A 23,205-nucleotide genomic window follows, 5' to 3' on the forward strand; every position below is an offset into this window, starting at 1 on the left:
CAATCGAGGCCTTTTCTTATATTTGAATTAATCTATTTTTTGAATTTGTTGAATATATTCTCTGTACTCTTGAATATTATCATTTTGTGCTTGGATATTATCTAGCTCTGGTAGGTCGACATTATCAAAAATATTTTTAACTTTGCTATCAATCTCATGCTTAACACCAATTGATAGTAGGAAGTCATAACACTTTAGTGCTTCTTCAATCTTCTTGTTTGCTTCGTGCATAGTCGCTGCATTTGAAGTTTCAAACGTTGAAGGAAGTTCAAGCTTTCCAAGTTTTCCACCTGAAACAACGTGAAGAAGTCCTGGCCAAAATGATGCTTCGTCTGCATCCATTGAGTCGTTAATTGCTAGTGCAAGGATGATATCAATACGCGCTTTTAAAAGAGCAATTGAAATTTCACGGTTGTGTCCTGCAACGATATACTCTTCAGACTTACTTAGAGTTGCACCTTGAGAGTCTTTAATTAGTGCATCTTTCATAAGTGTGTACATCGACATTTCTGCAAAACCATTGTTTTTTGCATTGAATGTTTGACGGTGGTGAACCTTGTGAAGGGCCGCAGCTACAGCATAGAAAGATTGCTCATAGTTACGTTTTTTAAGTGACCACTTTCCAGTGTGAATTGGAGTCATCTTACCTTTCTTCATTGCTTTTTTAACGTTGAATTCACCCTTGATATCTGTTTCATAAACAGAGGCCATATTCTTGTAAAATTCTTCAACTGCATCATAGAAAAGCATGTCACGAATTTCTAAATTATCGTAAGGCTTAATTCCTGTATAAAGGTTGTACTCAAATGCCATAAAGAATTTTGCTGCATTTGTAAGTTTTTGACCCATTTCAATATTATCATTAAGAATAAGAGCAAAGGCATCACGTCTTTCAACTGAAGACTGTGCAGAACGAAGCTGTGAGTATAGTTGTGATGTTGTATCACTCATACCATCAGTCGTCTCACCAAGCTTATCCATTTTTTGTGGCATTTTGATGGCCTCTTTAACTTCCTTACAACCAGTAAATAGCGTAAGTAGCATTAGAGGAATTAAGAACTTTTTCATGACTCTCTCCCAAATTTTCTATATAAAAGTAGGTCTTTGTATGATGTGAGTCACTAAAATGAAAGTGTTTATCTTGACGTGTGAAAGAAGTAACCTGTCTAACTAGCTGAATTAACACTCTGTGACGTTAACAGCGAGTCCTCCGCGACTTGTTTCCTTGTACTTCGTTTGCATATCGGCGCCTGTTTCCTTCATGGTTTTGATAACTTTATCAAGGCTCACAAAATGACTGCCGTCTCCACGCATGGCCATTCTTGCAGCATTGATTGCTTTTACGGCACCCATGGCATTTCGCTCAATACATGGAATTTGAACAAGGCCACCAATAGGATCACAAGTAAGTCCTAAGTTGTGCTCCATTGCGATTTCTGCGGCGTTTTCAATTTGTTCGTTTGTACCACCAAGAACTTGTGCAAGTCCTGCAGCGGCCATTGAACAAGCAACTCCAACTTCACCTTGGCAGCCAACTTCAGCTCCTGAAATTGATGCATTCTTCTTATAAAGAATTCCAACACAGCCTGCGACTAAGAGGAAGTCGACAACCTTATCAATTGAAGCGTCTTTTACAAACTTTAGATAGTATTTGATAACTGCTGGAATGATTCCTGCTGCACCATTTGTTGGTGCCGTCACAACTTTTCCACCAGATGCATTTTCTTCGTTTACTGATATAGCAAAAAGATTTACCCAATCCATAATTGCTAGAGGATCAAGATTCTTTTCACAGTCTTTCTTTAAAAGAGCTTCGTGTAATTTCTTTGCGCGCTTATTAACTTTTAGGCCACCTGGGAGTTGACCTTCTGCTTTTAGGCCCCTACTGATACAATTGTCCATTGCTTGCCAAATAGCTTGTAGGCCGCTGTTTATTTCTTCTTCACTTCGCCATGTTGTTTCGTTTGTCTTAATCAGCTCACAAATTGAAATACCACTTTCATTGGCCGTGGCTAAAAGTTCATCGCCACATGTGAATGGATACTTTACTTTGCTAGTGTGCTGAGAAAAAATATCGCCGTCATTATTCTCACCTTCAGCAACAATAAAGCCACCTCCAATTGAAAAGTAGACTTTCTTAAATAACTCTTTGCCATCTTTATCGATTGCTTGAAAGCACATTCCATTTGAATGGAAGTCTAGCGTTTGCTTTCGGTGAAATAAGATATGTTCACGTGGAATATATGAAATCGTCTTTGCGTTTTCTTTGCCTTCAAAAAATGTGAGCTTTTGTTGGTCATGTGCAGAATCTAGGATGCGATCAATTTGATCAGGACAGATATCTTCTGGTGTGTGGCCACTAAGACCTAGGATTACTGCCTTGTCTGTACCATGTCCTTTTCCTGTGAGAGCAAGGGAGCCATAGAGTGCAGTCGAGACAATATTAGTCTCTTCATAAAGGCCCATCGAAACAAGCTTATCCAGAAATTCTTTAGCGGCCCTCATAGGTCCAACTGTGTGGGAGCTACTTGGCCCAATTCCAATTGAGTAGATATCAAAAACACTTAAATTCATGAGGGATTTATATCAGATGATTATGATTTGAGCTAGCCTAGTTCCACTTATCTTCAAGGTATGTATGAATTGTGTTCACAGTTGCTGCATCTGGCGGATCGTTAAAGAGCATTAACTCCATGACATCACCATTAAAATAGCCTCCATTGCCACTCAAGTTGCCTGTGTGAGTGTAGCTATCGTTTAGGTATGAACCAAGAGAGATGGCCCCTGAGTGGGCATATAAAAGGGAGGTTGAGACTGTTGATCCGATAGAACTTCCGTTGACATAGCAAGTGAGGTCTCCGTCAGGCCCAGCTGCTCCAGCGTAATTGGTGTAATCAAATACCCATGTTACGTGGTAAACGGTATTTGTTGAAATAGGTGCACTCACTGAGGTAAAAGGCTGGCTTCCATCGCCGTCGTTATTAATATTCCAAAAGCCACAGTAGAGATTTCCGCCTTGGATATAAATATTCATTCCACGGCTAGCGCCGCCTTCTTCGTAAATGATCTGAAGATTTGTCACATCAGCGGAGGTTTCAAAAGAGGCCGTTATATTTCTCTGATCAGTAGTGGCCGTATTTAACTCAGCATGGTTTGCAACTGTTAGATATTGACTTGTTCCATTAAAGACAACGTGATTATCAAAGGAATCAAATGTTGGAGCTGCGCCGTTTTGGTAGAAGTGATGAGTGTTGGCACTTGCTGATGTATCAAGCCAGTCTTCAACAGAACCATTGAAGGCACCATTTGAAGCATCAAGGCCTCCGCTATCTAAGATTGAACTAAGATCACTCGCATCTAAACGCGCTACCATATTTGGTAAAGACGTGGCCGGGTTAAAAACTTGGAATGCTCCTGAGTTTTGAATTATTTCGAATCCGGCCTCATCGACGGCCTTTAGAGTTATGTAATAATTTGTTGCTTCTGTAAGGGTGAAGCTTGCGCCATTTACGCCATCTTGAATTTTATAAGATGTGACGTTTCCAATATCGATCCAAGTTTGTACATCTGTTGCTCCTGCACTTGTCCCAATAGCTATTTCATAGTGATCAAGAACACAGTTATCTGTTGCTGCTCCCCAGGTTGTCGTCGTTGATGAGCTTGCCGTGGCATCATCTGCAGAGACATCTGGCACGCCTAAGCCTGCAGGGGAAGTGTTATCCCAGTAGAAACTCGTGCTTGTTAGTGTTGTTGAGATTTGCGCTGTCGCACTTACTGCGCGGACAGAAGGGTAGTAAGCTTGACATTCAGTAAGACCGATAAGGCCTGTGTGAGTGTAATTTGTGACAACTCCAATATCCGTCCAGGCCGTATGCTCTGTGCCACCTGCTGAAGTCCCAAGAGCATATTCAATATGATCTAGGCTTGCTGGATTGGTCCAAGAAATGGCCGGTGAATTTTGAGGTAGAGCGCCTGTAATGATAGCTTGTGCTGTTGAGATAGCAGTTGGCGCAGCCTGTCCAACAGGAGCTGCCTGAATTCCTGATGCACCCTCTGCTCCTCCTGAACAAGAGGTGAGAGTAAGCCCAAGGAAAGTTAATATTATTGCGCACTTAACAACATTCATTCTGGTTAAATTATAGAATGAATGAGTTACAATTTATTTAGGAAATAATTTACCTAGTTTAAGTTGCTGAAATTATTTACCACGAGAGTCTGGATAGATGCATCGATCCCCACAATTCTCTTCGATATCCTGCCACTTGGGATTTTGTTCCAATTCATACTTGTATTTATAGATTTCTTCAGAGGAAGGTTGACGAATTTTCCGCTCATCAGGAATTGCAGCTTCTTCATATGGATTGGTTGTTCCAAAGCTATCCATGCGGTATGCACCGCTCTGATTTTTTGATTTCTGTGCATATATACCAGATGTGAGGAGCAATATAGTCAATATACTTAGGACCTTCATACAAACTATCATGATCAAAAATCATGAATCTTTGATGAAAGACTATGAAAAGAAATTCTTATTTGGTTTCTAAGGCCTGATAAAGTTTTAATGAAATCCAGGCGTCAGTTGCAGCATAACGAATCTGGGCATCAGTTAATTTATTATTTTCCCAATTTGTAAGCTTTGCTTTTTTGGAGATCTTCTTCTCTAAAAGAATTCCTGTAAGGGATTGCAGGCCAAGAGTGATATAGCCTTGGGCCTTAGCGAGATCCTGAACATCGACAACACCTTTAGCATTGATATGATATTGCTTTTTAAGATCACGACAATCGTCCTTTACCGCAACTCCTGTCTTAATAAGCTTCTCGTCTTCTAAGTAATCCACTAGGTAATCTGGGCACTGAATCTTATTTAAACGAAAAAGGAAGCATTCTTCTTCAAATGAAACTTGAATAAGGCTTATGCGAAAGTTATCTGTCTTTTTAAAAGATGGCCTTGATTCAGTATCAAGGCCAGTAACGATGTATTTTTGATTTAATTCTTGAAATCTCTTAGCAATATCTTGGGCCTTTTGTTCTGTATCAATAAGATAAATCTGGCCCGTGTAATCAATCATCTCGAAAGAGTTGATTTCTTCTTTGGTGATTCTTGCTTTAATATTCTTCGTATTCTTCTTCGTATTCTTCAATGACTTCTTCCACTTCTTCTTCGCTATCAGCGTCTTCTTCAAAGATATAAGGCCCTAGAGCTTCTTTTAATTTGTAATCCGTGTAAGCAGAGGCAACTTTTGTAACTGTTTCACCTCGTCCACCAAGTGGAGATGATTGACTATCACACTTCCCACCTTGCTTCTTACACACATTTACTTTATAGCAACCTCTTTTAAAGTCAAAGGTATAATCGATATCACCTGCAACTAAAATTCCAATGACTTCATCTTTATTGTTAAAAACAGCTGAGCCTGAGTTTCCACCAAATGTGTCGAGGTCTGTTATAAACTCTTTGCTATAAATTGGATTTGATACAATTTTTGCACCTGCTGCAACCTTTAATGGCAACCCCGATGGGTAACCTGCTACATAAATATCTGTACCTTTTTTAGTTGCACTTGTTTTATGATTCAGTGTTAAAGGTTTCTTATCAGACGCTTCGCGATCAAGTTCGATTACAGCGTAATCAAGAGTTCCTGTGTATGATGCAGCAACAACGCGCTTACATCCATAAACTTCGCTTTTTTGAATCTCTAAGTGTCCATCTTTATTTATAGAAGTAGAGTTGTAATTAAAAACCCACTTATTATCATTACAGGCCGAAGTCACTTGGTCAGATACTTCTGTTCCGCCACGGATCATACAGTGTCCGGCCGTCATTAGAAGATTTTTTCCAATTAAAAATCCGCTACAGCTTGCGATTGTAGGCTGATCTCTAAATCTCATGTCATTACATGTAGGGTAACCTCTATGATATTTTAAAGTAGGAAATCTTAGAAGCTTTGTATCAGCAACTTTTCCTTTCTCGTCTTTTAAAAAAGCGTAAGCTGGAACCATTGCTGCAACACTATCAACTAGAAATTCTTTATTTGATTCATGTACTTCAACTCGATTGTCACTTCCATAAATAATTTTATTGATGGCCATCGAATTTGTTGAAATTAGTGCTGAAAATAATGCGATTTGCGTAAGATTTAACTTCAATTTTCCCTCTCTTTTACTTTTTGTAAGTTTTTGCAGTTTTCTTTACTTTTGAATATAAGAAAGTTGTGATTTGAAAAACTTACATGATGACGATTACCTAATTTCACGCTACTATCGGGACCTATGAACCAATTAAATAATGTGGATTTACAGCTATCGTCATACGATTACGACTTGCCTAAAGAGCAGATTGCAGAGCGCCCAATTGAAGGACGTCATCACTCAAGATTATTAGTTTACAATTGTGAAACTGATACGATCTCACATCATAAATTTAGTGAACTGATTAATTTTCTCCCAAGTGAGACAACTCTGGTCCTTAATCAGAGTAAGGTATTCCCATGTCGACTAAAAGGTCACAAAGAAAGTGGTGGTAATGCAGAGGTTTTCTTTTTAACTGTTGAGCCAAATGAGGCCGGTCACTATCGCGCTCTTGTTAAGGCCCGTGGAAAGAAGAAGGCCGGCGACAAGTATATCTTTGCCAATGGTCTGACAATTTCTATCGTCGACAATATTGAAGGTGAGTTCTTAATTGCCCCTTCTATCGTTGGTAATGATTTAATTGATTACTTAAATGCTAACGCACTTGTTCCAATTCCTCCTTATATTCGTGGGGGAGAGTCGGACGATCAAGATAAGAAAGACTATCAAACAGTTTTTGCAAATGAGCTTGGAAGTGTTGCTGCTCCAACTGCGGGGCTTCACTTTTCAGATGAACTGCTAGAGCAGATTAAAAGTGAAGGGCATGATATTGCAAAAGTAACTTTACATGTCGGTCTTGGAACTTTTGCTCCTGTAAAAGTTGATAATCTAGAAGATCACAAAATGCACTCTGAAAATTACTTTGTTGATAAAGTAAATTTTGAAAAAATAAAAAATGCTAAAAAACGTTTTGCTGTTGGAACAACGAGTTTAAGAACTCTTGAAACGATTTGGCAAAATGGAGTGGAAGACTATACTCCTGGTGAGATGAAGGACACTTCAATCTTCTTGCACCCTGGTGTTGATGTGAAGAGTATCGACGGTTTAATAACAAATTTTCACCTGCCAAAGTCAACTCTTCTTATGCTTGTGAGTGCGCTAATTGGCCGTGAAAAAACATTAGAAATTTATAATATTGCAGTTAAAGAGGGATATCGTTTCTTTTCATATGGTGATGCGATGTTAATTTTAAGGTAAGTGAATATGATAAAAGTTGAAGGATATAGCGGCAAGGCCCGCGCAACTACAATTACAACTGAACACGGTGAAATTAAAACACCAATCTTTATGCCTGTTGGAACTCGTGCATCAGTTAAGTGTATGTGGCAAGAAGATCTTTATGAGATGAATGCTCAAATCATTCTTGGAAATACATACCACTTATACCTAAGACCTGGGCATGAGCTTATTGAAAAAGTTGGTGGTGGACTTCATGGGTTTATGAATTGGGATCGTCCAATTCTAACAGACTCTGGTGGGTTTCAAGTATTCTCACTTTCAGACATTAATAAAATTACAGAAGAAGGTGTAACTTTCTCTTCACATATTGATGGTTCAAAACACCTTATTTCTCCTGAGAAAAGTATGGAGATTCAAAAGGGCCTAGGCTCTGATATTGTGATGGCCTTTGACGAGTGTCCAAAACTTCCTGCAACGAAGGAAACTCTTCGCGAAAGTATGGAGTTAACACTTAGATGGGCCAAGCGTTGTATCGACTACAAGCTTCGCGACTATCAAAAACTTTTTGGTATTGTTCAAGGAGGGCTTCATAAAGATCTTCGTACGGAATGTATGCAGCGTCTTGAAGAAATGGACTTTCCAGGACTTGCTCTTGGTGGACTTTCAGTTGGTGAAAAGAATGAAGAGATGGTTGATTTCTTAAATGACTTTGTTCACACAATGCCGGATCAAAAACCAAGATACCTGATGGGTGTTGGTAAGCCTCTTGATATTCTAAATGGAATTCGAGCAGGTATTGATATGTTTGATTGTGTTCTTCCAACTAGAAACGCACGTAATGGACAATTCCTAACACACGATGGGCCATTAAATATTAAGAACCTTCGCTTTAGAGAAGATACATTACCACCTGATCCAAGTTGTGACTGTAAAGTTTGTAAAACGTATTCACGTTCTTATATTAGACACCTCTATACAACTGGAGAGTTTCTTTCTGGTAACTTGATCACTTATCACAATCTTTATTTCATGATTAAGATGACTCAGGATGCACGCGAAGCGATTCTAGCGGATAGGTTTGACGATTATTACAAAGAATTTTATAACAGATACACTTCACGAAAATGGGCCTCAGGCCAATAAATAAAATTAAAAGTTAGGAGAAACAAATGTTACAACTTTTTATATCTAATGCTTATGCTCAAGGTGGTGCTGCTCCAGCTAATTCAGCAATGAACTTTGTTCCAATTATTGCTGTAGTTGCTATTTTTTATTTTCTTGTTTTCAGACCACAAAAGAAACAAATGGAAGAAGAAAAGAAAATGCTTGATACACTTGAAAAAGGTAACCGTGTTTACACAAAGTCAGGTATTTTTGGTACAATTGTTGGGATGACTGAAAAAGTTGTGGACCTTGAAGTTGCTGAAGGTACACGTATTAAAATCCTACGTTCACAACTTGGTGGACTTGAAGAAAGTATTCTTTCTAATAAAAAAGAGGCGTAATCATGTTTGGTGGCTTTGGTGCTGGTGAATTACTTATTGTTTTAGTTTTTGCTCTGATTTTTATCGGACCTAAAAAATTACCTGAACTTGCAAAAGGTTTAGGAAAAGGACTTCGCGAGTTTCAAAAGGCCAAGGATGATTTAATGGACCACGTCAATGATGCTGCAGAGACCAATTCTCACAAAGAGGAATCTGTGGCATCACAAATCACAGAGTCACCTGAAGCTAGCGTTGCAGCGCAAGGTGATGCCAAAATTAGCAATTCTGATAATTCTGAAGATGAAAAAGACCAAGTGATTGAGTCGGAAAAATCAAAGCAATCGTAAGTTTTTGAAATTAATATTCTCTTAATATTGTTTTTAAGTAGTTAATCTCATATAATTTTTGTAGTTTATTTAACTCAAATATTCGAGAAAACCAAAAGAAACCCAAGGATTAGGAGAATCTAATGAGAAGAGGCTGGTGGTATCGCTTCGTATTTCTACTTATCGTAGCGATCATTTCAGGTATTTCGATTGTACCTACTGCATTTAATTTTAAAGAAACTGACAATTTTCCAGTTAAGTCTAAGATCAACTTAGGACTAGACCTTCAAGGTGGTCTGTACATGATCTTAGGAATTGACTTCAAAAAGGTCTACAAGGACGAGGTTAAAGGATACGCACGCCGTTTAGAATTTAGCTTCAAGGACAAAACTGGTAACGGTTTTGAAATTGGTGACCTAGATTCATCTGATGAACTAGACCCACGCCAAGAAATCATCCTAGGTTCATCAACTGATGTTGAGACACTAAAGGATATTATTCACGACCAATACAATGGTTTTTTAAGAGTAACAAAAGACACAGGTAGTACAATTTCTGTTGCCCTAACTAAGAAAGTTAAGACAGATATTGAAGATCAATCTGTAAAAAGATCAATCGAAGTTATCCGTAACCGTATTGATGAATTTGGTGTAACTGAGCCAGAGATTATCTCTCAAGGTAAAGACCGTATTGTTGTTCAGCTTCCGGGTGTTAAGGATATCGAAAGAGCAAAAGAGCTTATCGGTAAAACAGCAAAGCTTGAATTTAAGATGGTTAATTCTGAAATTGCTCCAATCACTATTCAAGGTTGGGTGTCAAAAGCAAAAGAGCAAGGAATCGATTACAAAAAAGGTGAGAGATTTTCTGATTACGTGACAAAGGTTAACGAAATCGTAGCTTCTGATCTTCCTAAAGGTCATGTTCTTGCATTTGAAAGAGTAACTAATGCAAAAGGTGACATCCTTCAATTAGTTCCATACTTAATTGAATCTGTTGCACGCCTTACTGGTGAAGACCTTGAAGATGCAAGAGTTCAATTTAACCCACAAAATAATAACAACCCAGAAGTAGGGCTTAACTTTAAGTCTCGTGGTGCAAAGATCTTTGCAGAAGTTACTGGTGAGAACGTAGGACGTTTAATGGCGATTACTCTTGATGGTAACGTTTATTCAGCTCCACGTATTAATGGTAAAATTGCTGGTGGACGCGCGACGATTTCTCTTGGTGGTAAAAGTTATAATGAGCAACTTAAAGAAGCAAAAGACTTAGCTCTTGTTCTTCGTGCCGGTGCTCTTCCTGTTCAGCTTGATTTCCTTGAGCAAAGAACAGTTGGTCCATCTCTTGGTGCCGATTCAATTGATAAGGCAAGATTCGCTGCAATCATTGGTTGTGTTCTAGTATTTGGTTTCATTCTTGTTTACTACAGAATTTCTGGTGTTTTCGCTGTTACAACACTAGCGCTAAACGTACTTATTATTCTGGCAATGCTTGTAGGTCTTGGAGCAACTCTAACTCTTCCTGGTATTGCAGGGATCGCTCTTACTGTTGGTATGGCCATTGACGCCAATATCATTATCTATGAGCGTATTCGAGAGGAAATACGAAATAATGTCGGCTTTTATAAAGCTGTTGAAAACGGATTCAACTCTGCTTTCTGGACAATTATTGATGCAAACATCACGACTGCTCTTGCTGGTATCTGTCTACTAAACTTTGGTACAGGTCCAATTAGAGGTTTCGCTGTTACATTATTAATTGGTATTTTTGCAACTGTTTACACTTCTTACTTTGTTTCAAAGCTTTTCTTTGAATTCTATATGAATAAAGTAGAAGGTCAGGACTTAAGCATTTAAGGATTGGAGTTTAAAATGTTTGAAATTATTAAAAGTAATACAAATTTTAATTTTGTTAATAAATTTGGAATTGCAGGTTTTATCTCTTTAATTCTTGTAATTGCTTCACTTGTTCTAATCGGTACTAAAATGAAATACGGGGTAGATTTCCGTGGTGGTGCTGAGATTCAAGTTAAGTTCCAAAAATCTGAAAACCTAGATGAACTTCGTCGTGAGATGAAGTCAGCTGGTTTCACTGGGGTTACAATCCAAACAATTGGTGAGCCTCAAATGAATGAATACCTACTTAAAGTTAGTGCAAACGAAGGTAACTTAAACGAAGTTACTGAAAAGGTTTCACAGACACTAACGACTAAGTATCAGCAAGATGGTGTAGAGATCAGAAAAGTTGATATCGTTGGTCCAAAGGCCGGTGCTGAACTTAGAAAGTCTGGTTTCCTTGCAATGCTTTGGGCGCTTCTTGCAATTATGATCTATGTTGGTCTACGTTTCGATTTCAAGTACTCACCGGGTGCAATTGTTGCTCTTTTCCATGACGTAACAATTATTCTAGGTGTATTTGCTCTAACAGGAACAGAGTTTACACTTCAGACTGTTGCTGCAATTCTTGCGGTTATCGGTTACTCGGTTAACGATACAGTTATCGTCTATGACCGTGTACGTGAGCATGAGCAAAAATTTGTTGGACGTGATATTAAAGATCATATCAATAATGCAATTAACGAAACACTTTCAAGAACAATCCTTACTTCAGGTACGACACTTTTCGTATCTGCGACGATGTTCTTTGTAGGTGGTCTTGCTATTCGTGATTTCTTTATGGCGATCACTCTTGGTGTTGTTGTTGGTACTTATTCATCTAACTTCGTTGCAGCACCAGTTGTACTTCTATTTGATAAATTTAGAGGGGAGCAGGCGAAAACTGCAGATGCAAACGCTTAATTCAGAAATTAATTTTATTAAATACTTAATTGCCCTGTGTGTACTTCTGAGTACACATGGGGTTTTTGCGTATGGTGACGAAGATTACGACAGTCGTGATAAGACGACTTCTTCCCAAGATGTCGAAAATCTTCAAGAGTCAATAGAGACTCTTAACCAAGAGATCAAAAAAAATGGCGGCCAAGCTACAAATATAGTGGCCATGCCAACTCAAGGTCTTGCTCTAAAAAATGGTAAGGCCGACCCTGAGATGATGAGACGTGCTATTAAGATGATTAATGCACAATTTAAAAATGTTCCTGATGCACAAGTTGCCCAGATGATCCGTGAAAATGCTACGCAAAATCCAATCATGCAATTCTTTGTTAATAGTGATAAGCTTGTAAACTTTGCAGTAGGGATTGTTAAAGATGATAAGGCCTTGCTTTACTTATTCGAATTAACTCAGGATAAGGATGTTCTAAAGCTTGCCCTTGGTGTTGTTATCTTTCTTTTCATCATAAGCTTCTTTCTAAAACGTGCATTTATTAAGAAAGACGAATTCTTTGTCTTTCGCTACGTAAAGTCGCTAATCTTCTTTGTTTTTTCAACGGGATTAAAAGCCGGTGTTCTTTATTTTATCTATAAAGACTACCTAGATCCAAGTGTCGATGTTTTCATTAAGAGAGTTCTCTAACTTTTAGTTACCACTGGTTACGGGAATACAACCCATCTTACGATCAAGCGGTTTGATTGTTGTAGGAATTGATGTTGTGTAACCACTACTTGCAAGCTCACTTGAGTGCATCACTTGATATAGCTTCTGGTAACCACGCTTTTGTACATATGGTGCATCTTCATCAGCTGGCCAGTAGAAGTAGGTAGGTTGTGATTGTGTATCACTTGTTGGTTTGTAATGGATTCCATCATTAGTTAAGTGAAACCAGATTTTCTTTAGCTGGCCTTCTCTAATAAACATAACGTCAGCAGGTTTAATCTCTTGCTTATTTCCATCACCAAGATCAATTACTTCACGTGGACCTTTGGCAAAGTAGAGACCTTCAGTAGGTGTTCCAATAATTTCACCAAGCGCCTTGAATTCAATATTCGATGAATTGTATTCAGTGTAGCCTGGACAAATTGCACGTCCACTATTGTCTGTAAAGAATGGAATCATAGCGAGTCCTGATTGAATTAGCCCTGACTCAGCTCCTGAACATGCCTCTGGGAAGCCTCCATCTTCAACGCTAACATTTGGTGCCACACAAGTTTCAAGAGGTGCAAAGTACGTTTTTGTGCCGCTAACGTTGGCCCCCATTTCAATCATGCGATCCTTAATTAGGAAATCAACCTTGCGATTTTCTCCATCTGCAATAAAGCGCACATCGTTTACATCCCACAGAGAAAAGTGATCTGGCACTAGCTCGAGACGCGGAAATTGTGGAGCATCATCGTTTTGTCCTGTCTTGATATAGTCGTGACAAAAGATTGTATCTGAAACACCCGGTGGAAGATAAGGAGTCGGGTAGTCAACAGGCATATAGAAGTGCTTTCTTACTGTATCAAGATAGATCTGATCTCTTGGATCATAGTTTGAACTTGTGGCCGTCGCGCGAATCATACAAGTATATTGTGAGATAAGCTTTATTTTGAGGTTACCTTCGTACTCGTCATCATCACCTGGCTCAAATAATTTGAACTGCTCGTAATCACTTTTTGCATTCTCAACGCCACTTCCAGTTTCTTCAATATGGAAAGTATAAGCTTCCCCAAAGTTTACTGTCGTGGCCTCAAGGTTTGCTTCAAAAATATTTGTTCCTTGATAAGTCTTAAGGTCGGCCGTGTAGCGACGTCCGTCGATATCTGTGGCCACTAGCTGACAAGAAGGTGGGTTTTGGGCACCGTTATCAATTGAATTGTTACAGAAACCAAAAAGATTTTGTAGGTTAGCGTCGTCTTTAATTTTTGGCCCAACTGTTACTGTTCCATATAGAGTAGCGACAGTGGCAGTCTTTTCTTGGCAAGTTGCTGCACATGAGGCACCACTTGTTACCGAGGCAACTTTTTGATTCTTACAAATACAAAAATCGTCATCAATAAATACGGAGTCACTTGGACGAGCAATTACTTCGGGTGCTGTGATACAAACACCTGCAGAGGCTTCAATATTTTCGCGAGTAAAATCATCAAGTGTTTCATCGGCCAGGATTTCTTCTAATTGTGATTCGTCTGCAACGACTTCTCCTTCACCACATGAACTTGCACAGACATTTCCTTCGTTTAGAAGAAAGAATAGATCTTCACATGTATCGATATTATTGATGTCATCAAAGAACCCATCTGGACGTGCAACCTGTGGAACACAGGAAGATGTGATAAATAAGAATACAATTAAATATATTACCTTCATTGGCCTATTTCCTTAATTTTCTACTTACTTAATCGCCAGTTTTCGTTGACTTCTTTAATTTTAGGTTAATTTCTTACATTTCATTGAAATTGTGTGAGAATTGACGTAATTTTAAGTAGTTATACTGTTAGGAAATAAAATCTAGTGTATAATGATAGTAAAGTTTTTGTGGCACAATAAATATTCCTAATGTTTTTAGAGACTTGGACGATAAGTGAGGTAACTAAAAATCATAGGATTGAGTTTGTGCTCGAAAGAGTTCTCATATCGAGAGGAGATTATAATGACAAAAGCAGATTTAATTGCAGCAATCGAAAAGCAAGCAAATGTAACGCACAAGCAGGCCGAGACTGTTGTTAATATTTGTTTTGATGACATGATCAATGCTTTATTCAATGATGAAAGAATCGAAATCAGAGGTTTCGGATCTTTTGCAAATCGTAATTATAAAGCGTACGAAGGTCGTAACCCAAAGACTGGTAAGGTAGTGAAAGTGCCACCGAAGAAAGTTCCATTTTTCAAAGTTGGTAAAGAACTAAGAGAAATGGTTGATGAGGGTAAAGACAAGTACGTTATCCGCGAAGCTTAACGGCCACGCATCCTGTTTTTTTAATACTTAAGTATAGGCCTGCCGCATTAGTGGCAGGTCAATATTTTTAAGCATTTAAATTGACTTATTAAAAAATATCCATATTATAGGAAATCTAAAATCATTCTGCGGACGGGTGCTAGAGTGGTCTAATAGGGCAGTTTGCAAAACTGTTTTTCACCGGTTCAAATCCGGTCTCGTCCTCCAAATAAAAAAGCCAGCTTTATAGCTGGCTTTTTTATTTTCTGAGTCCGAGTCTCGAATTTAAACATGTTTTTCCGAGTTTTGGAGGCGGCATCTGCAGGAGCAGATGAAGCCGAACAATCCAGTGAGGCCCATGGATGGGCCGAGTCGGACTCCCTGTAAACTAGCGGTCTACTTTTATTAAGAGCGAGCTGGATGCGAAGGAGAGAGAGTAAATCCGGTCTCGTCCTCCACATTGAAACTCCAAGGCTTATGTCTTTGGCGTTCTTGTTTTATGGAGCATGAATTATTTTACTTCTCTATATTTGCACTCTTATTTCATGTATAATTTATACTTACACTTGCTAGAATTTTTATAATGATACCTTACTAATAAATTGGAATTAATATGATTACAAAATACTTTGTAGCTGCTTGTAAGTTAATCTTATTCACTAGCCTATTTATTTCTTTTACGTCATGTTCATCTTCTCAACTTAAACCAAATGATTTGATATTTACTAAAGAGATTTATTATCAAAGTCCAAAGAAACTTCTAAATGAGAAAGAAATACATAAAGATTTAAATTTATTAATATATGCACTTGAAAATGGGTATGGAGCAAAAGATCACCTTCCTGGTGATCAATTTGATCAAGCCGTTAGCTCTCTTAATAAGATTAAAGACTATAAAAAATTATCGGGAAAGCAATTTTGTAAACTTGTAGGAGATGCTTTATGGCCTGTTCAAGACGGTCACCTTTATGTTCTTGCAAGAGGGAAGTACTGTGGTCTACAACAGAAGCGAAGAGAATGGAAAGGAAGAGTTGGGAAAAATTGGGCCTATAATGATTATAAAGAGGATAATCGGCCATGGCATATGAAATCAATTATTAAAAACGGAAAACGTATTGGAATGATTTCTATTATTTATTATCCAAGTCATAAAGATACAAAATGGAATGGATTTATAGAACAGTCAAAAAATCTTATCAAAAGTTCTGATGTACTAGTTGTTGATCTTAGAGGCAATCAAGGTGGAGATGATACTAAAGGATTTGAGCTCGCATCAATTTTACAAGATCGTGTTGTAAAGCCGGGGTGGGATAAGACAATCGACAGATTGACTCCTGAAACATTAGCTCTTTCGCAAAATAGTTGGTTAATGAATAAGTATAGTTTTGAGCATAAAAATAAACAGATACCAAGCTATATTGAGAACTTTATTAAAGAACGTAAAGAAATCTTACAAAATGCATTGGATGGTAAGTACCAAAAGACAAAAGTTTACTCTTGGGATCAATCAAAATACCCTATAGGTAAAAACGCTTACCAAGGAAAGATATTTCTCTTACAAGATAAAGAGTGTCGCTCAAGTGGAGAGAGCTCTCTTGAAGTCCTTGCCAAACACCCTAATGCTACTACACTTGGTGAAAATACTTTAGGAATGTATCATTTTGGTAATGTTAATAAGCTAGTTCTTCCAAATTCTAAGTTACTAATTGGTATTGCATCAAAATATAATGCTTATAGCGATGATCGTAATATAGATAAAATAGGCATGAAACCAAATATTGTAATACCTAAAGACGAAGATGCTCTAGAGTACGTATTAAAAAATAAAATTTGATAAGAAACTAGACAAATTACTTGGCAGACATTTTGGACTTACTTTTCCAGATTTTCCTGAATATGCTTTACAATTTAGTGGAGAATGAATGTAGTCTAGATTCAAATGTGAATGGCCCTATTTTTGTCTTGTTTCTGACCCGAATAAATAGTATAATCAGGTCAGGATTGACCCGAATGTAGTGTGTAATCAGGTCAGAAATGAGGTAACTGTGCAAAATTACATTTGGCAACATTCGAATTGGCCTAACTTCAATTGGAATACCACTAAAATTACTCCATATCTTCAAAGTGCAAGACAGACTCAGCAACAACTTCTCTCTGCTGTAGGTTCAATTAACTTAAATAATCTAGGAGAGATCCTAGCTTCAGAGGTCATCGAAACATCTTCAATTGAAGGGGAAGTTTTAGATCCTAATGACGTTAGATCTAGTGTGGCCAAAAGACTTGGGCTCACACGCGCAGGCCTACCAAAACCATCAAGGCATACTGAAGGTATCGTTGAAATGCTTATGGAGGCAACAATTAACTTCAGATATCCTCTTACAAAAAATAGACTTTTTCAATGGCATAAACTTTTATTTTTAAATTCACAAACTTTTATTACAAATGAAGAGATAGGACAATTCAGAATTAGTAAGAATCCTATGCGTGTAATTTCTGGGCGTATGGGTAGTGAAGTCATTCACTATGAGGCACCTCCTTCAGGCGATGTTAATAAAGAAATTCAGAAGTTTTTAAACTGGTTTAGCAGTGAAGAGAGTCTCTCGCTTGATGGTTATATAAGAGCAGCGATTGCTCATTTTTGGTTTGTTACGATTCACCCTTTTGAAGATGGTAATGGGCGTATTTCAAGATGCATAACTGATATGGCCATTGCTCAGGATGAACAATCTCAAAATCGTTACTACAGTTTATCTACACAAATAAGAATTGATCGTAAAAAGTATTATGAAATTCTAGAAGAAACACAAAAAGGTGAAGGTGATATAAGTCAGTGGTTAGTTTGGTTTCTTGAGACGATTACCAAAAGTATAAATGCTTCTCTTTCAAATATTAATAAATCACTTTCAATTTCAAAGTTCTTTGATGTTATTAGTGATATGAGCTTAAATGAGAGACAGCTTAAGGTGATGAGGAAATTACTTGAAAACCTTCCTGATGACTTTCAAGGAGGACTTACGAATAAAAAGTATGTCGCTATGGCAAAAACGAGTCCAGAAAGTGCAAAGAGAGACTTAAAAGATTTATTGGAAAAAGGGCTTATTTTAAAAAATGATGGAGCAGGTCGCTCGACAAGTTATCGTCTCAATCGAGAAAATATAAAGTAATGGCAGTGCTTATCTGTGCTTAATTGAATAATTAACTTATTGAAATATTGGAGATTCTATCGAATCCTCCATAGGACTTATGATATCTATCATGGTCCACGTGAAAGCAAAAATAAGCAAGATTGGTTTCTTTTTTATGAAGACCATAATGATATCAGGAGAAAGTTTAGAAAACACTGCAAGAAAGGTTTTCATGCGTGTAGGCATTCATATACGACCAACTTAATAGGAAAACTTAGAAATCCTATTGTAACTAGACAGATTACAGGTCATAGAAGTACGGACGTATTTGATAGGTATGTTCATCTATACGCTGACTTGATGGAAAAATCTAACATTACAAAAAAAGAAGGGAAAAGAGGGCTGTTTATTATTGAAGAAGGTGAGACGGCATAGAGGGGAATTGATGAAAAAGATAATGATTGTATTTATTAGCTTAATGACTATGAATGCTTATGCTTTAATTGATTATAAAATTTCAAAAGTACATGGATTGATAAAGTTTTTAGATTTACTAGGTGAAAATAAAAAAGAGTACTGGGAGTTGATTCCTAAAGATAAAGAAAAAGAAGTAGGTGTCCTTGTAAATGATTTTTACAAGTTAAAAAACAGATATTTTTTCTCTAGCTTTTCACTAAATAAGAAAAATTATAAATCGGGACGACAAAGTATAAATTCATTAATTTTGTGGCAGTCAATGAACTCTGTAGATATAGGTGACTTCAATAGCAGAGTTACTGGTTTGTTAACAATAAAAAATCAGAAAAAATTAACATCTATCTTAGTTGAGATAGAACCATTTTACACAAAATTTTGGAATGAAAATAAAAAACACCTTTATAAGTTTAAAAAAAGAACAGACAGGCTTATAAGAGAGAACAAAAAGTTTAAGAAATCAATTCAGGCTATTAAGAAATTTTATAATGCAGAATGGGATGATGATTTAGACTTCCCAGTTGGTATTTACCTGCTACCTGAGGGGACAAAGGCAAGTGGTGCACAGTCATTTGACCAGTTTGAAGAGGCGTCAATCGTTGTTAATGGAGACTTTAATGGGAGGATGGGTGTTATTGTTCATGAAATGAGTCATTCATTCTTTGCCAATAAAGATGCTAGTAAGTTTCAAAAGCTGGAAAACTTTTACAATGAACATAGTGACCCATTCGCAAAGCATGCATATACATATTTAAATGAGGGGTTAGCGACAGCGATTGGAAACGGGTACGTCTTTAATTTACTTACCGGAAAAGTTGATAAAAGTTGGTATAACAATGTTTATATTGAGGGGTTTGCGAGAGAGATGTATCCGCTGGTTGTAGATTATATTAAGAATGGAAAGTCTCTTAATGATGCTTTTTACCAAAAATCTATATCAAGTTTCAAAAAAAGGTTTCCTGATATAAATGAAAGGTTTGAGTCTCTTTTAAATAAGCCTCTGGTTTCCACCATTGGAAGATTACAGAAAGAGGAGATAGAGCCTATACTGAGGGATGCATTTAGAACTAGTGGCGTGAATTACTCAACACCATTTACACACCCTTATACGGTAGAGGATTATACAGACAAGTCTATGCCTCTAATATTGGTAGTAGGGGATTGGAGTGAAAAAGCATTAACCTCTGTAAAAAAGGCATATCCATCAATTTATCAGGATGTTAAAAAAATAGTGAAAAAAGATTATGTATACTTTTTTAAGAATAATAAATTTCATTTGGTGGTAAAATACAAAGACAGTAAATCTTTTATCAGAACTGTAAATAAAATCGTTAAGCAAAAAAAGATATAATAATAAAGAGGGAGTAGACCTACCTCTTTAGACAAGCAAGCCTTATTGGGATACCAGCATCCCTTCAAGGATTCTTAGTTTGATTTCTTGTTCTCCCATTTTTAATTCCTCCTGACTGAAAACTTCAAGGGGCTTTGTCTCTCCAGCTTTAAGAAGTACAGTATAGTAGTGTTTTCCAATTTTCTTAGAAAAACCTTTAGTGCAATCAATAGATATGATCGCAACAAAGATGGTGATCAGGTGAAGCGACTTCATCAACAGGACTTTTGTCAGGCCATTGGTATAACGAGTGATGAAAAGTATGAATCTGAAGGCGGCCCGGATTTAGCAACAGTTTATAAGCTGATGCTTGAGAACGTAACTGCGAGAAAAAGAATTGAAAGTTCATTTCGATTTATTGATTGGATTTGCTTTAATTTATTAATTGGAAATAATGACAGTCACGCTAATTCATGAGTATTATTGTTGGTTGAGATTGATAAAAATCATCATGTAAGACTTTGCTTACATGTGCTTGATTGAACACTTAACTTGTTGAAATATCGGAGAATCTATCGAATCCTCCAAATTCAAAAAGAAAAACCCAGGCTTGTCCTGGGTTTTCTTTTTTATTACCGAATATAATTTTTAAATAATTACTTTCTTAGATATTCATACAATCGTATGTTGCATATTTCTTTGTTTCGATATCGTAAAGATAGAGTGCTTCACCATATTGTTTCGTTCGAGCAAAATAGAGTCCACCTGATCTTGGATTTCCACAGTAGAATCTCTTATTCTTCTCAAGCCTTCTGACTGCAGTGGCTGCACCATCAAGGTCCTTCCACCACTTTCCGTATGTTGCTTCATTGATATTGTCTTGTGCTTTTATAAATTCTTTTTGAACTTCGTCATAGAATGGAAGAGATTCGTTAAACTCTTGACATGGGTATGACTTAAGATCATTTAGGTCTGTATTATCAACGTAGTGGTAAATATCGTCATTTTTATCAGTATAGATTTTAATGTGAAAGTCAGTTCTTCCGCAGTAGATTACAGCGGCATATGATGACATTGTCATTAGAAATAATGCAGTTATAGCAAGTGCTTTCATATCGTTTCCTTAGGTTATATGCATGTAATATATACTAAGATGCTCTGTAAGGAACTAGAGTCTGTAAAAATGTACCCAGCTCGTCAAGTCGTCTCTTGCACTGTTGATAGGCTCCTGAAGAGCTCATGTCCTTTCTTTGTAGGAGTTCTTCTATTGGGTATTACATATTTCAGTAAGTTGTACTTTGTAACTTATTTTATTCATAAGTTCCTGAATATATTCATTTTTATGTCATACTATGTCGAAGAGAGGACATATGAAACTATATCTATTTCTCATGATTTTTTGTACTTCGATTAGTGCAGGTAACGTCAAGATAAATTCCCAAGGTCCTGATGATGCTAAAATAATTGAATTGCAGCAAGTTTTTATAGAGTGCAATGTGGAGGATGCTGCTACTGATATCACATGTGAATATTTTGGAGATGGGTACTTTGATGGTTCAACTGCAATTTGGAAGATAAATAATCAAAGCGTAGAAAAGCCTGTTTTTAAAGTAAGCACTTTAAAAGATAGGAATGTGGTAGAGTTATTTAAGAAGACTGGTGATAAAATAGTTTTAGGCCGAACTTATATTTTCTATAAAAAGCACATTGGAATAAATCTTAAAAATGGTTTTAAAGATATTCCAAATGTTGTCTACTTTCGTAATCGGTCATTCAAAGAAACAATAGAGTTAAAGTATCCGTTAGATACTAAGAAGGCAAATGTCGAAATTTATTTAGAAGAAAAATTGATAGATAAATCTGGTGTAAGTATACAGAGTAATCAAGTTACTTTCGATTTAATCGGCATCGAAAATAAAGCTAACGTAAAGCTTGTTTACCGCGAAGGCGATTATAAATCTGAACTTTACATGACTTATATAAGAGGAGATGGGAGAGTCAAGCTTTCGAAAGATTTTGAAGGAAAGACTGCATATATTAGTTTTGTTGAAGAAGAGATTGAACGTTGGACAACTGTTTCTCAAAAAATTATTGATGGTGAAGTTAGAAACTTATTTGATGGAAACTATTTTATATTTATCGATGGTGATGATCAGTTAGGAAGGTTTATACAGGTCAAAAATGGTAAAGCTGTTGATTTACATAAGCTTACTTTTAAGAATAAAGATTATAGCGAAACGTTGAAGTATTATACATTGGATTCAGCACCTGCTATCCAAGGTGAATCTTATACTTATAAATCGGGAACTAAGGTCATCTATGAAAAGATTAATTCTGGTGACTATGGTGGGTTATCAATACCTTTAAACCTTAATCATGTGATTGAGAAAACGTTACTCTTCGTTGTTGTGAAATCAAGTAATGAAGTAAAGGTCCATCCATATGATTTAAGTAAATTATATGCAGGGGCATCTGATACTGGACTTGAAGTAAATACTATCGTTGAAAAAGGTAGTGATGTGTTTATTTCTTATTGGTATTTTAAAAATAAGTAAATTAGTACATACATACTTGTTTTAGGGGAATCTTAAATGATGAGGATTATATTATTTGGTTTAGTCTCAATTGTAATATCTTCATGTACGACAGGGCCAACTCCGTTGCCAGTCATTAATAAAACAATGGCAGATAAATGTCGTGAGGATATGTTTGAAAATGTAAGTAAGTTAATTATTCCAGATTTCGAATATAAGCTCTCAGAGTATTATAGAAGATCAATGGTTAGAATAAGAGGAAAACTTAAGAATACTAATATTCAAGTGCTAGTTACAAAGTCTGGAAAACTTGCTCCACGAATAATATGTCCAAAGGAAGGTATTGGGGAAGGTCCGTTTGAAATCTCTAAATGCGATCAAGAAATTAGTGATAAAAAAATTAAAAGTGTAAATAGGCAAATTAGGTGTGACGACTTATCGCTATTAGCACAAACAATATACAAGTCATTAGAATGTTCTGTGCAGGCAAGAGATTATGCTTTTGTTATTGATCAAACAAAGATTTTACAAGATAAGGATTTTTTAGGTGGCTGCCTTCCAGATGATGTGAGAAACCATCAAGTTTTAAAATATAAAGAGCGATCACCTGGAAAATATATTCTTATTCTGTGAATTATTAATTAATAGCGTCGATACATATAAAGTAAACTTCCAGTAGACGCCTGTAAGTCATCTGACTCTGCTAATATGACCTCTTTATATTGGCCTTTAGTTTAAGTTGCTAATAGTTAAAAAGTATCGTCGTAATACAATCCTACACTTGCATAAGTTTCTGAATTTACTTCTTTCTTTGTGTTTTTCTTGGCCTCATCGTCCTCAAAATATAAGATAGAGTTTTTTTAAGAAGACTT

The 23,205-nt window shown here is 36.7% G+C and carries 22 protein-coding genes and 1 tRNA gene; 15 read left to right on the forward strand and 8 right to left on the reverse strand.

Annotated features, from left to right (window positions below; translation table 11 throughout):
- Positions 1-27 precede the first annotated feature (27 nt).
- The 6 genes from ACRXC1_RS06765 to ACRXC1_RS06790 form a co-directional block, all read right to left on the reverse strand.
- A complete protein-coding gene (locus ACRXC1_RS06765) occupies positions 28-1,068 on the reverse strand; it encodes a hypothetical protein (protein WP_433657509.1) in 1,041 nt (346 codons plus the stop codon).
- Between the two features lie 111 nt (positions 1,069-1,179).
- Complete coding sequence (locus tag ACRXC1_RS06770) at positions 1,180-2,574, reverse strand: L-serine ammonia-lyase (protein WP_433657511.1); 1,395 nt, start codon at positions 2,572-2,574, stop codon at positions 1,180-1,182.
- A gap of 37 nt (positions 2,575-2,611) precedes the next feature.
- A complete protein-coding gene (locus ACRXC1_RS06775) occupies positions 2,612-4,126 on the reverse strand; it encodes a hypothetical protein (RefSeq protein ID WP_433657513.1) in 1,515 nt (504 codons plus the stop codon).
- A 72-nt stretch (positions 4,127-4,198) separates the two neighbouring features.
- Positions 4,199-4,471, reverse strand: a complete 273-nt coding sequence (locus ACRXC1_RS06780; RefSeq protein ID WP_392908025.1) for a hypothetical protein — start codon at positions 4,469-4,471, stop codon at positions 4,199-4,201.
- A gap of 58 nt (positions 4,472-4,529) precedes the next feature.
- Positions 4,530-5,141 carry a 3'-5' exonuclease gene (locus ACRXC1_RS06785; RefSeq protein WP_433657515.1) on the reverse strand — a complete coding sequence of 204 codons (612 nt, stop codon included), beginning with the start codon at positions 5,139-5,141 and terminating at the stop codon, positions 4,530-4,532.
- Positions 5,107-6,147, reverse strand: a complete 1,041-nt coding sequence (locus tag ACRXC1_RS06790) for a trypsin-like serine peptidase (RefSeq protein WP_433657517.1) — start codon at positions 6,145-6,147, stop codon at positions 5,107-5,109. The genes ACRXC1_RS06785 and ACRXC1_RS06790 overlap by 35 nt, the downstream gene beginning before the upstream one ends.
- Positions 6,148-6,270: 123 nt before the next feature.
- Here ACRXC1_RS06790 and queA point away from each other — a divergent pair, with 123 nt between their 5' ends.
- From queA to ACRXC1_RS06825, 7 genes are all read left to right on the forward strand, one after another.
- Entirely contained in the window at positions 6,271-7,326 is a 1,056-nt protein-coding gene (queA, locus tag ACRXC1_RS06795) for a tRNA preQ1(34) S-adenosylmethionine ribosyltransferase-isomerase QueA (protein WP_392908032.1), read from the forward strand.
- A gap of 6 nt (positions 7,327-7,332) precedes the next feature.
- Complete coding sequence (gene tgt / locus ACRXC1_RS06800) at positions 7,333-8,451, forward strand: tRNA guanosine(34) transglycosylase Tgt (protein ID WP_392860975.1); 1,119 nt, start codon at positions 7,333-7,335, stop codon at positions 8,449-8,451.
- Positions 8,452-8,477: 26 nt separating this feature from the next.
- Positions 8,478-8,813, forward strand: coding sequence for a preprotein translocase subunit YajC (gene yajC / locus ACRXC1_RS06805; protein ID WP_433657520.1), 336 nt, complete (start codon positions 8,478-8,480; stop codon positions 8,811-8,813).
- Between the two features lie 2 nt (positions 8,814-8,815).
- Positions 8,816-9,139: a twin-arginine translocase TatA/TatE family subunit gene (locus tag ACRXC1_RS06810; RefSeq protein WP_392908037.1), complete on the forward strand. Its 324-nt coding sequence runs from the start codon at positions 8,816-8,818 to the stop codon at positions 9,137-9,139.
- A gap of 122 nt (positions 9,140-9,261) precedes the next feature.
- Complete coding sequence (secD, locus tag ACRXC1_RS06815) at positions 9,262-10,971, forward strand: protein translocase subunit SecD (protein ID WP_393061142.1); 1,710 nt, start codon at positions 9,262-9,264, stop codon at positions 10,969-10,971.
- A 15-nt stretch (positions 10,972-10,986) separates the two neighbouring features.
- Positions 10,987-11,913: a protein translocase subunit SecF gene (secF, locus tag ACRXC1_RS06820; protein WP_392908042.1), complete on the forward strand. Its 927-nt coding sequence runs from the start codon at positions 10,987-10,989 to the stop codon at positions 11,911-11,913.
- Entirely contained in the window at positions 11,900-12,589 is a 690-nt protein-coding gene (locus ACRXC1_RS06825; protein ID WP_433657523.1) for a hypothetical protein, read from the forward strand. The genes secF and ACRXC1_RS06825 overlap by 14 nt, the downstream gene beginning before the upstream one ends.
- 3 nt (positions 12,590-12,592) lie before the next feature.
- Here the strand turns inward: ACRXC1_RS06825 and ACRXC1_RS06830 are convergent, their stop codons facing one another.
- On the reverse strand, positions 12,593-14,302 hold the full coding sequence (locus ACRXC1_RS06830; protein ID WP_392908046.1) for a hypothetical protein: 1,710 nt from the start codon (positions 14,300-14,302) through the stop codon (positions 12,593-12,595).
- A gap of 283 nt (positions 14,303-14,585) precedes the next feature.
- Between ACRXC1_RS06830 and ACRXC1_RS06835 the strand changes: the two genes are divergently transcribed.
- The 6 genes from ACRXC1_RS06835 (at position 14,586) to ACRXC1_RS06860 (ending at position 20,276) form a co-directional block, all read left to right on the forward strand.
- On the forward strand, positions 14,586-14,891 hold the full coding sequence (locus ACRXC1_RS06835) for an HU family DNA-binding protein (protein WP_021266755.1): 306 nt from the start codon (positions 14,586-14,588) through the stop codon (positions 14,889-14,891).
- Positions 14,892-15,021: 130 nt separating this feature from the next.
- Positions 15,022-15,098: transfer RNA gene (locus ACRXC1_RS06840), tRNA-Cys, on the forward strand.
- A gap of 385 nt (positions 15,099-15,483) precedes the next feature.
- Complete coding sequence (locus ACRXC1_RS06845) at positions 15,484-16,704, forward strand: S41 family peptidase (protein WP_433657525.1); 1,221 nt, start codon at positions 15,484-15,486, stop codon at positions 16,702-16,704.
- A 211-nt stretch (positions 16,705-16,915) separates the two neighbouring features.
- Positions 16,916-18,034, forward strand: a complete 1,119-nt coding sequence (locus ACRXC1_RS06850; protein WP_433657527.1) for a Fic family protein — start codon at positions 16,916-16,918, stop codon at positions 18,032-18,034.
- Between the two features lie 406 nt (positions 18,035-18,440).
- Positions 18,441-19,820, forward strand: coding sequence for a hypothetical protein (locus tag ACRXC1_RS06855; RefSeq protein ID WP_433657529.1), 1,380 nt, complete (start codon positions 18,441-18,443; stop codon positions 19,818-19,820).
- A gap of 168 nt (positions 19,821-19,988) precedes the next feature.
- A complete protein-coding gene (locus tag ACRXC1_RS06860; protein ID WP_433657531.1) occupies positions 19,989-20,276 on the forward strand; it encodes a HipA domain-containing protein in 288 nt (95 codons plus the stop codon).
- A 187-nt stretch (positions 20,277-20,463) separates the two neighbouring features.
- Here ACRXC1_RS06860 and ACRXC1_RS06865 read toward each other — a convergent pair whose 3' ends face one another.
- Positions 20,464-20,913, reverse strand: coding sequence for a hypothetical protein (locus ACRXC1_RS06865; protein ID WP_433657533.1), 450 nt, complete (start codon positions 20,911-20,913; stop codon positions 20,464-20,466).
- A gap of 256 nt (positions 20,914-21,169) precedes the next feature.
- On the opposite strand from ACRXC1_RS06865, the gene ACRXC1_RS06870 reads away from it, so the two are divergent.
- A complete protein-coding gene (locus ACRXC1_RS06870) occupies positions 21,170-22,354 on the forward strand; it encodes a hypothetical protein (protein ID WP_433657535.1) in 1,185 nt (394 codons plus the stop codon).
- 36 nt (positions 22,355-22,390) lie between these two features.
- Entirely contained in the window at positions 22,391-22,966 is a 576-nt protein-coding gene (locus tag ACRXC1_RS06875; protein ID WP_433657537.1) for a hypothetical protein, read from the forward strand.
- Positions 22,967-23,205: the final 239 nt, after the last annotated feature.

It is taken from the genome of Halobacteriovorax sp. GFR8, assembly GCF_050955245.1.
GTDB lineage: Bacteria > Bdellovibrionota > Bacteriovoracia > Bacteriovoracales > Bacteriovoracaceae > Halobacteriovorax_A.

Bases quoted from the DNA above. Each gene is read 5' to 3' on its own strand.
- ACRXC1_RS06765 (WP_433657509.1), bottom strand. From the start codon at position 1,068: ATGAAAAAGTTCTTAATTCCTCTAATGCTACTTACGCTATTTACTGGT.
- ACRXC1_RS06770 (WP_433657511.1), bottom strand. From the start codon at position 2,574: ATGAATTTAAGTGTTTTTGATATCTACTCAATTGGAATTGGGCCAAGT.
- ACRXC1_RS06775 (WP_433657513.1), bottom strand. From the start codon at position 4,126: ATGAATGTTGTTAAGTGCGCAATAATATTAACTTTCCTTGGGCTTACT.
- ACRXC1_RS06780 (WP_392908025.1), bottom strand. From the start codon at position 4,471: ATGAAGGTCCTAAGTATATTGACTATATTGCTCCTCACATCTGGTATA.
- queA (WP_392908032.1), top strand. From the start codon at position 6,271: ATGAACCAATTAAATAATGTGGATTTACAGCTATCGTCATACGATTAC.
- tgt (WP_392860975.1), top strand. From the start codon at position 7,333: ATGATAAAAGTTGAAGGATATAGCGGCAAGGCCCGCGCAACTACAATT.
- yajC (WP_433657520.1), top strand. From the start codon at position 8,478: ATGTTACAACTTTTTATATCTAATGCTTATGCTCAAGGTGGTGCTGCT.
- ACRXC1_RS06810 (WP_392908037.1), top strand. From the start codon at position 8,816: ATGTTTGGTGGCTTTGGTGCTGGTGAATTACTTATTGTTTTAGTTTTT.
- secD (WP_393061142.1), top strand. From the start codon at position 9,262: ATGAGAAGAGGCTGGTGGTATCGCTTCGTATTTCTACTTATCGTAGCG.
- secF (WP_392908042.1), top strand. From the start codon at position 10,987: ATGTTTGAAATTATTAAAAGTAATACAAATTTTAATTTTGTTAATAAA.
- ACRXC1_RS06825 (WP_433657523.1), top strand. From the start codon at position 11,900: ATGCAAACGCTTAATTCAGAAATTAATTTTATTAAATACTTAATTGCC.
- ACRXC1_RS06830 (WP_392908046.1), bottom strand. From the start codon at position 14,302: ATGAAGGTAATATATTTAATTGTATTCTTATTTATCACATCTTCCTGT.
- ACRXC1_RS06835 (WP_021266755.1), top strand. From the start codon at position 14,586: ATGACAAAAGCAGATTTAATTGCAGCAATCGAAAAGCAAGCAAATGTA.
- ACRXC1_RS06845 (WP_433657525.1), top strand. From the start codon at position 15,484: ATGATTACAAAATACTTTGTAGCTGCTTGTAAGTTAATCTTATTCACT.
- ACRXC1_RS06855 (WP_433657529.1), top strand. From the start codon at position 18,441: ATGAAAAAGATAATGATTGTATTTATTAGCTTAATGACTATGAATGCT.
- ACRXC1_RS06865 (WP_433657533.1), bottom strand. From the start codon at position 20,913: ATGAAAGCACTTGCTATAACTGCATTATTTCTAATGACAATGTCATCA.
- ACRXC1_RS06870 (WP_433657535.1), top strand. From the start codon at position 21,170: ATGAAACTATATCTATTTCTCATGATTTTTTGTACTTCGATTAGTGCA.
- ACRXC1_RS06875 (WP_433657537.1), top strand. From the start codon at position 22,391: ATGATGAGGATTATATTATTTGGTTTAGTCTCAATTGTAATATCTTCA.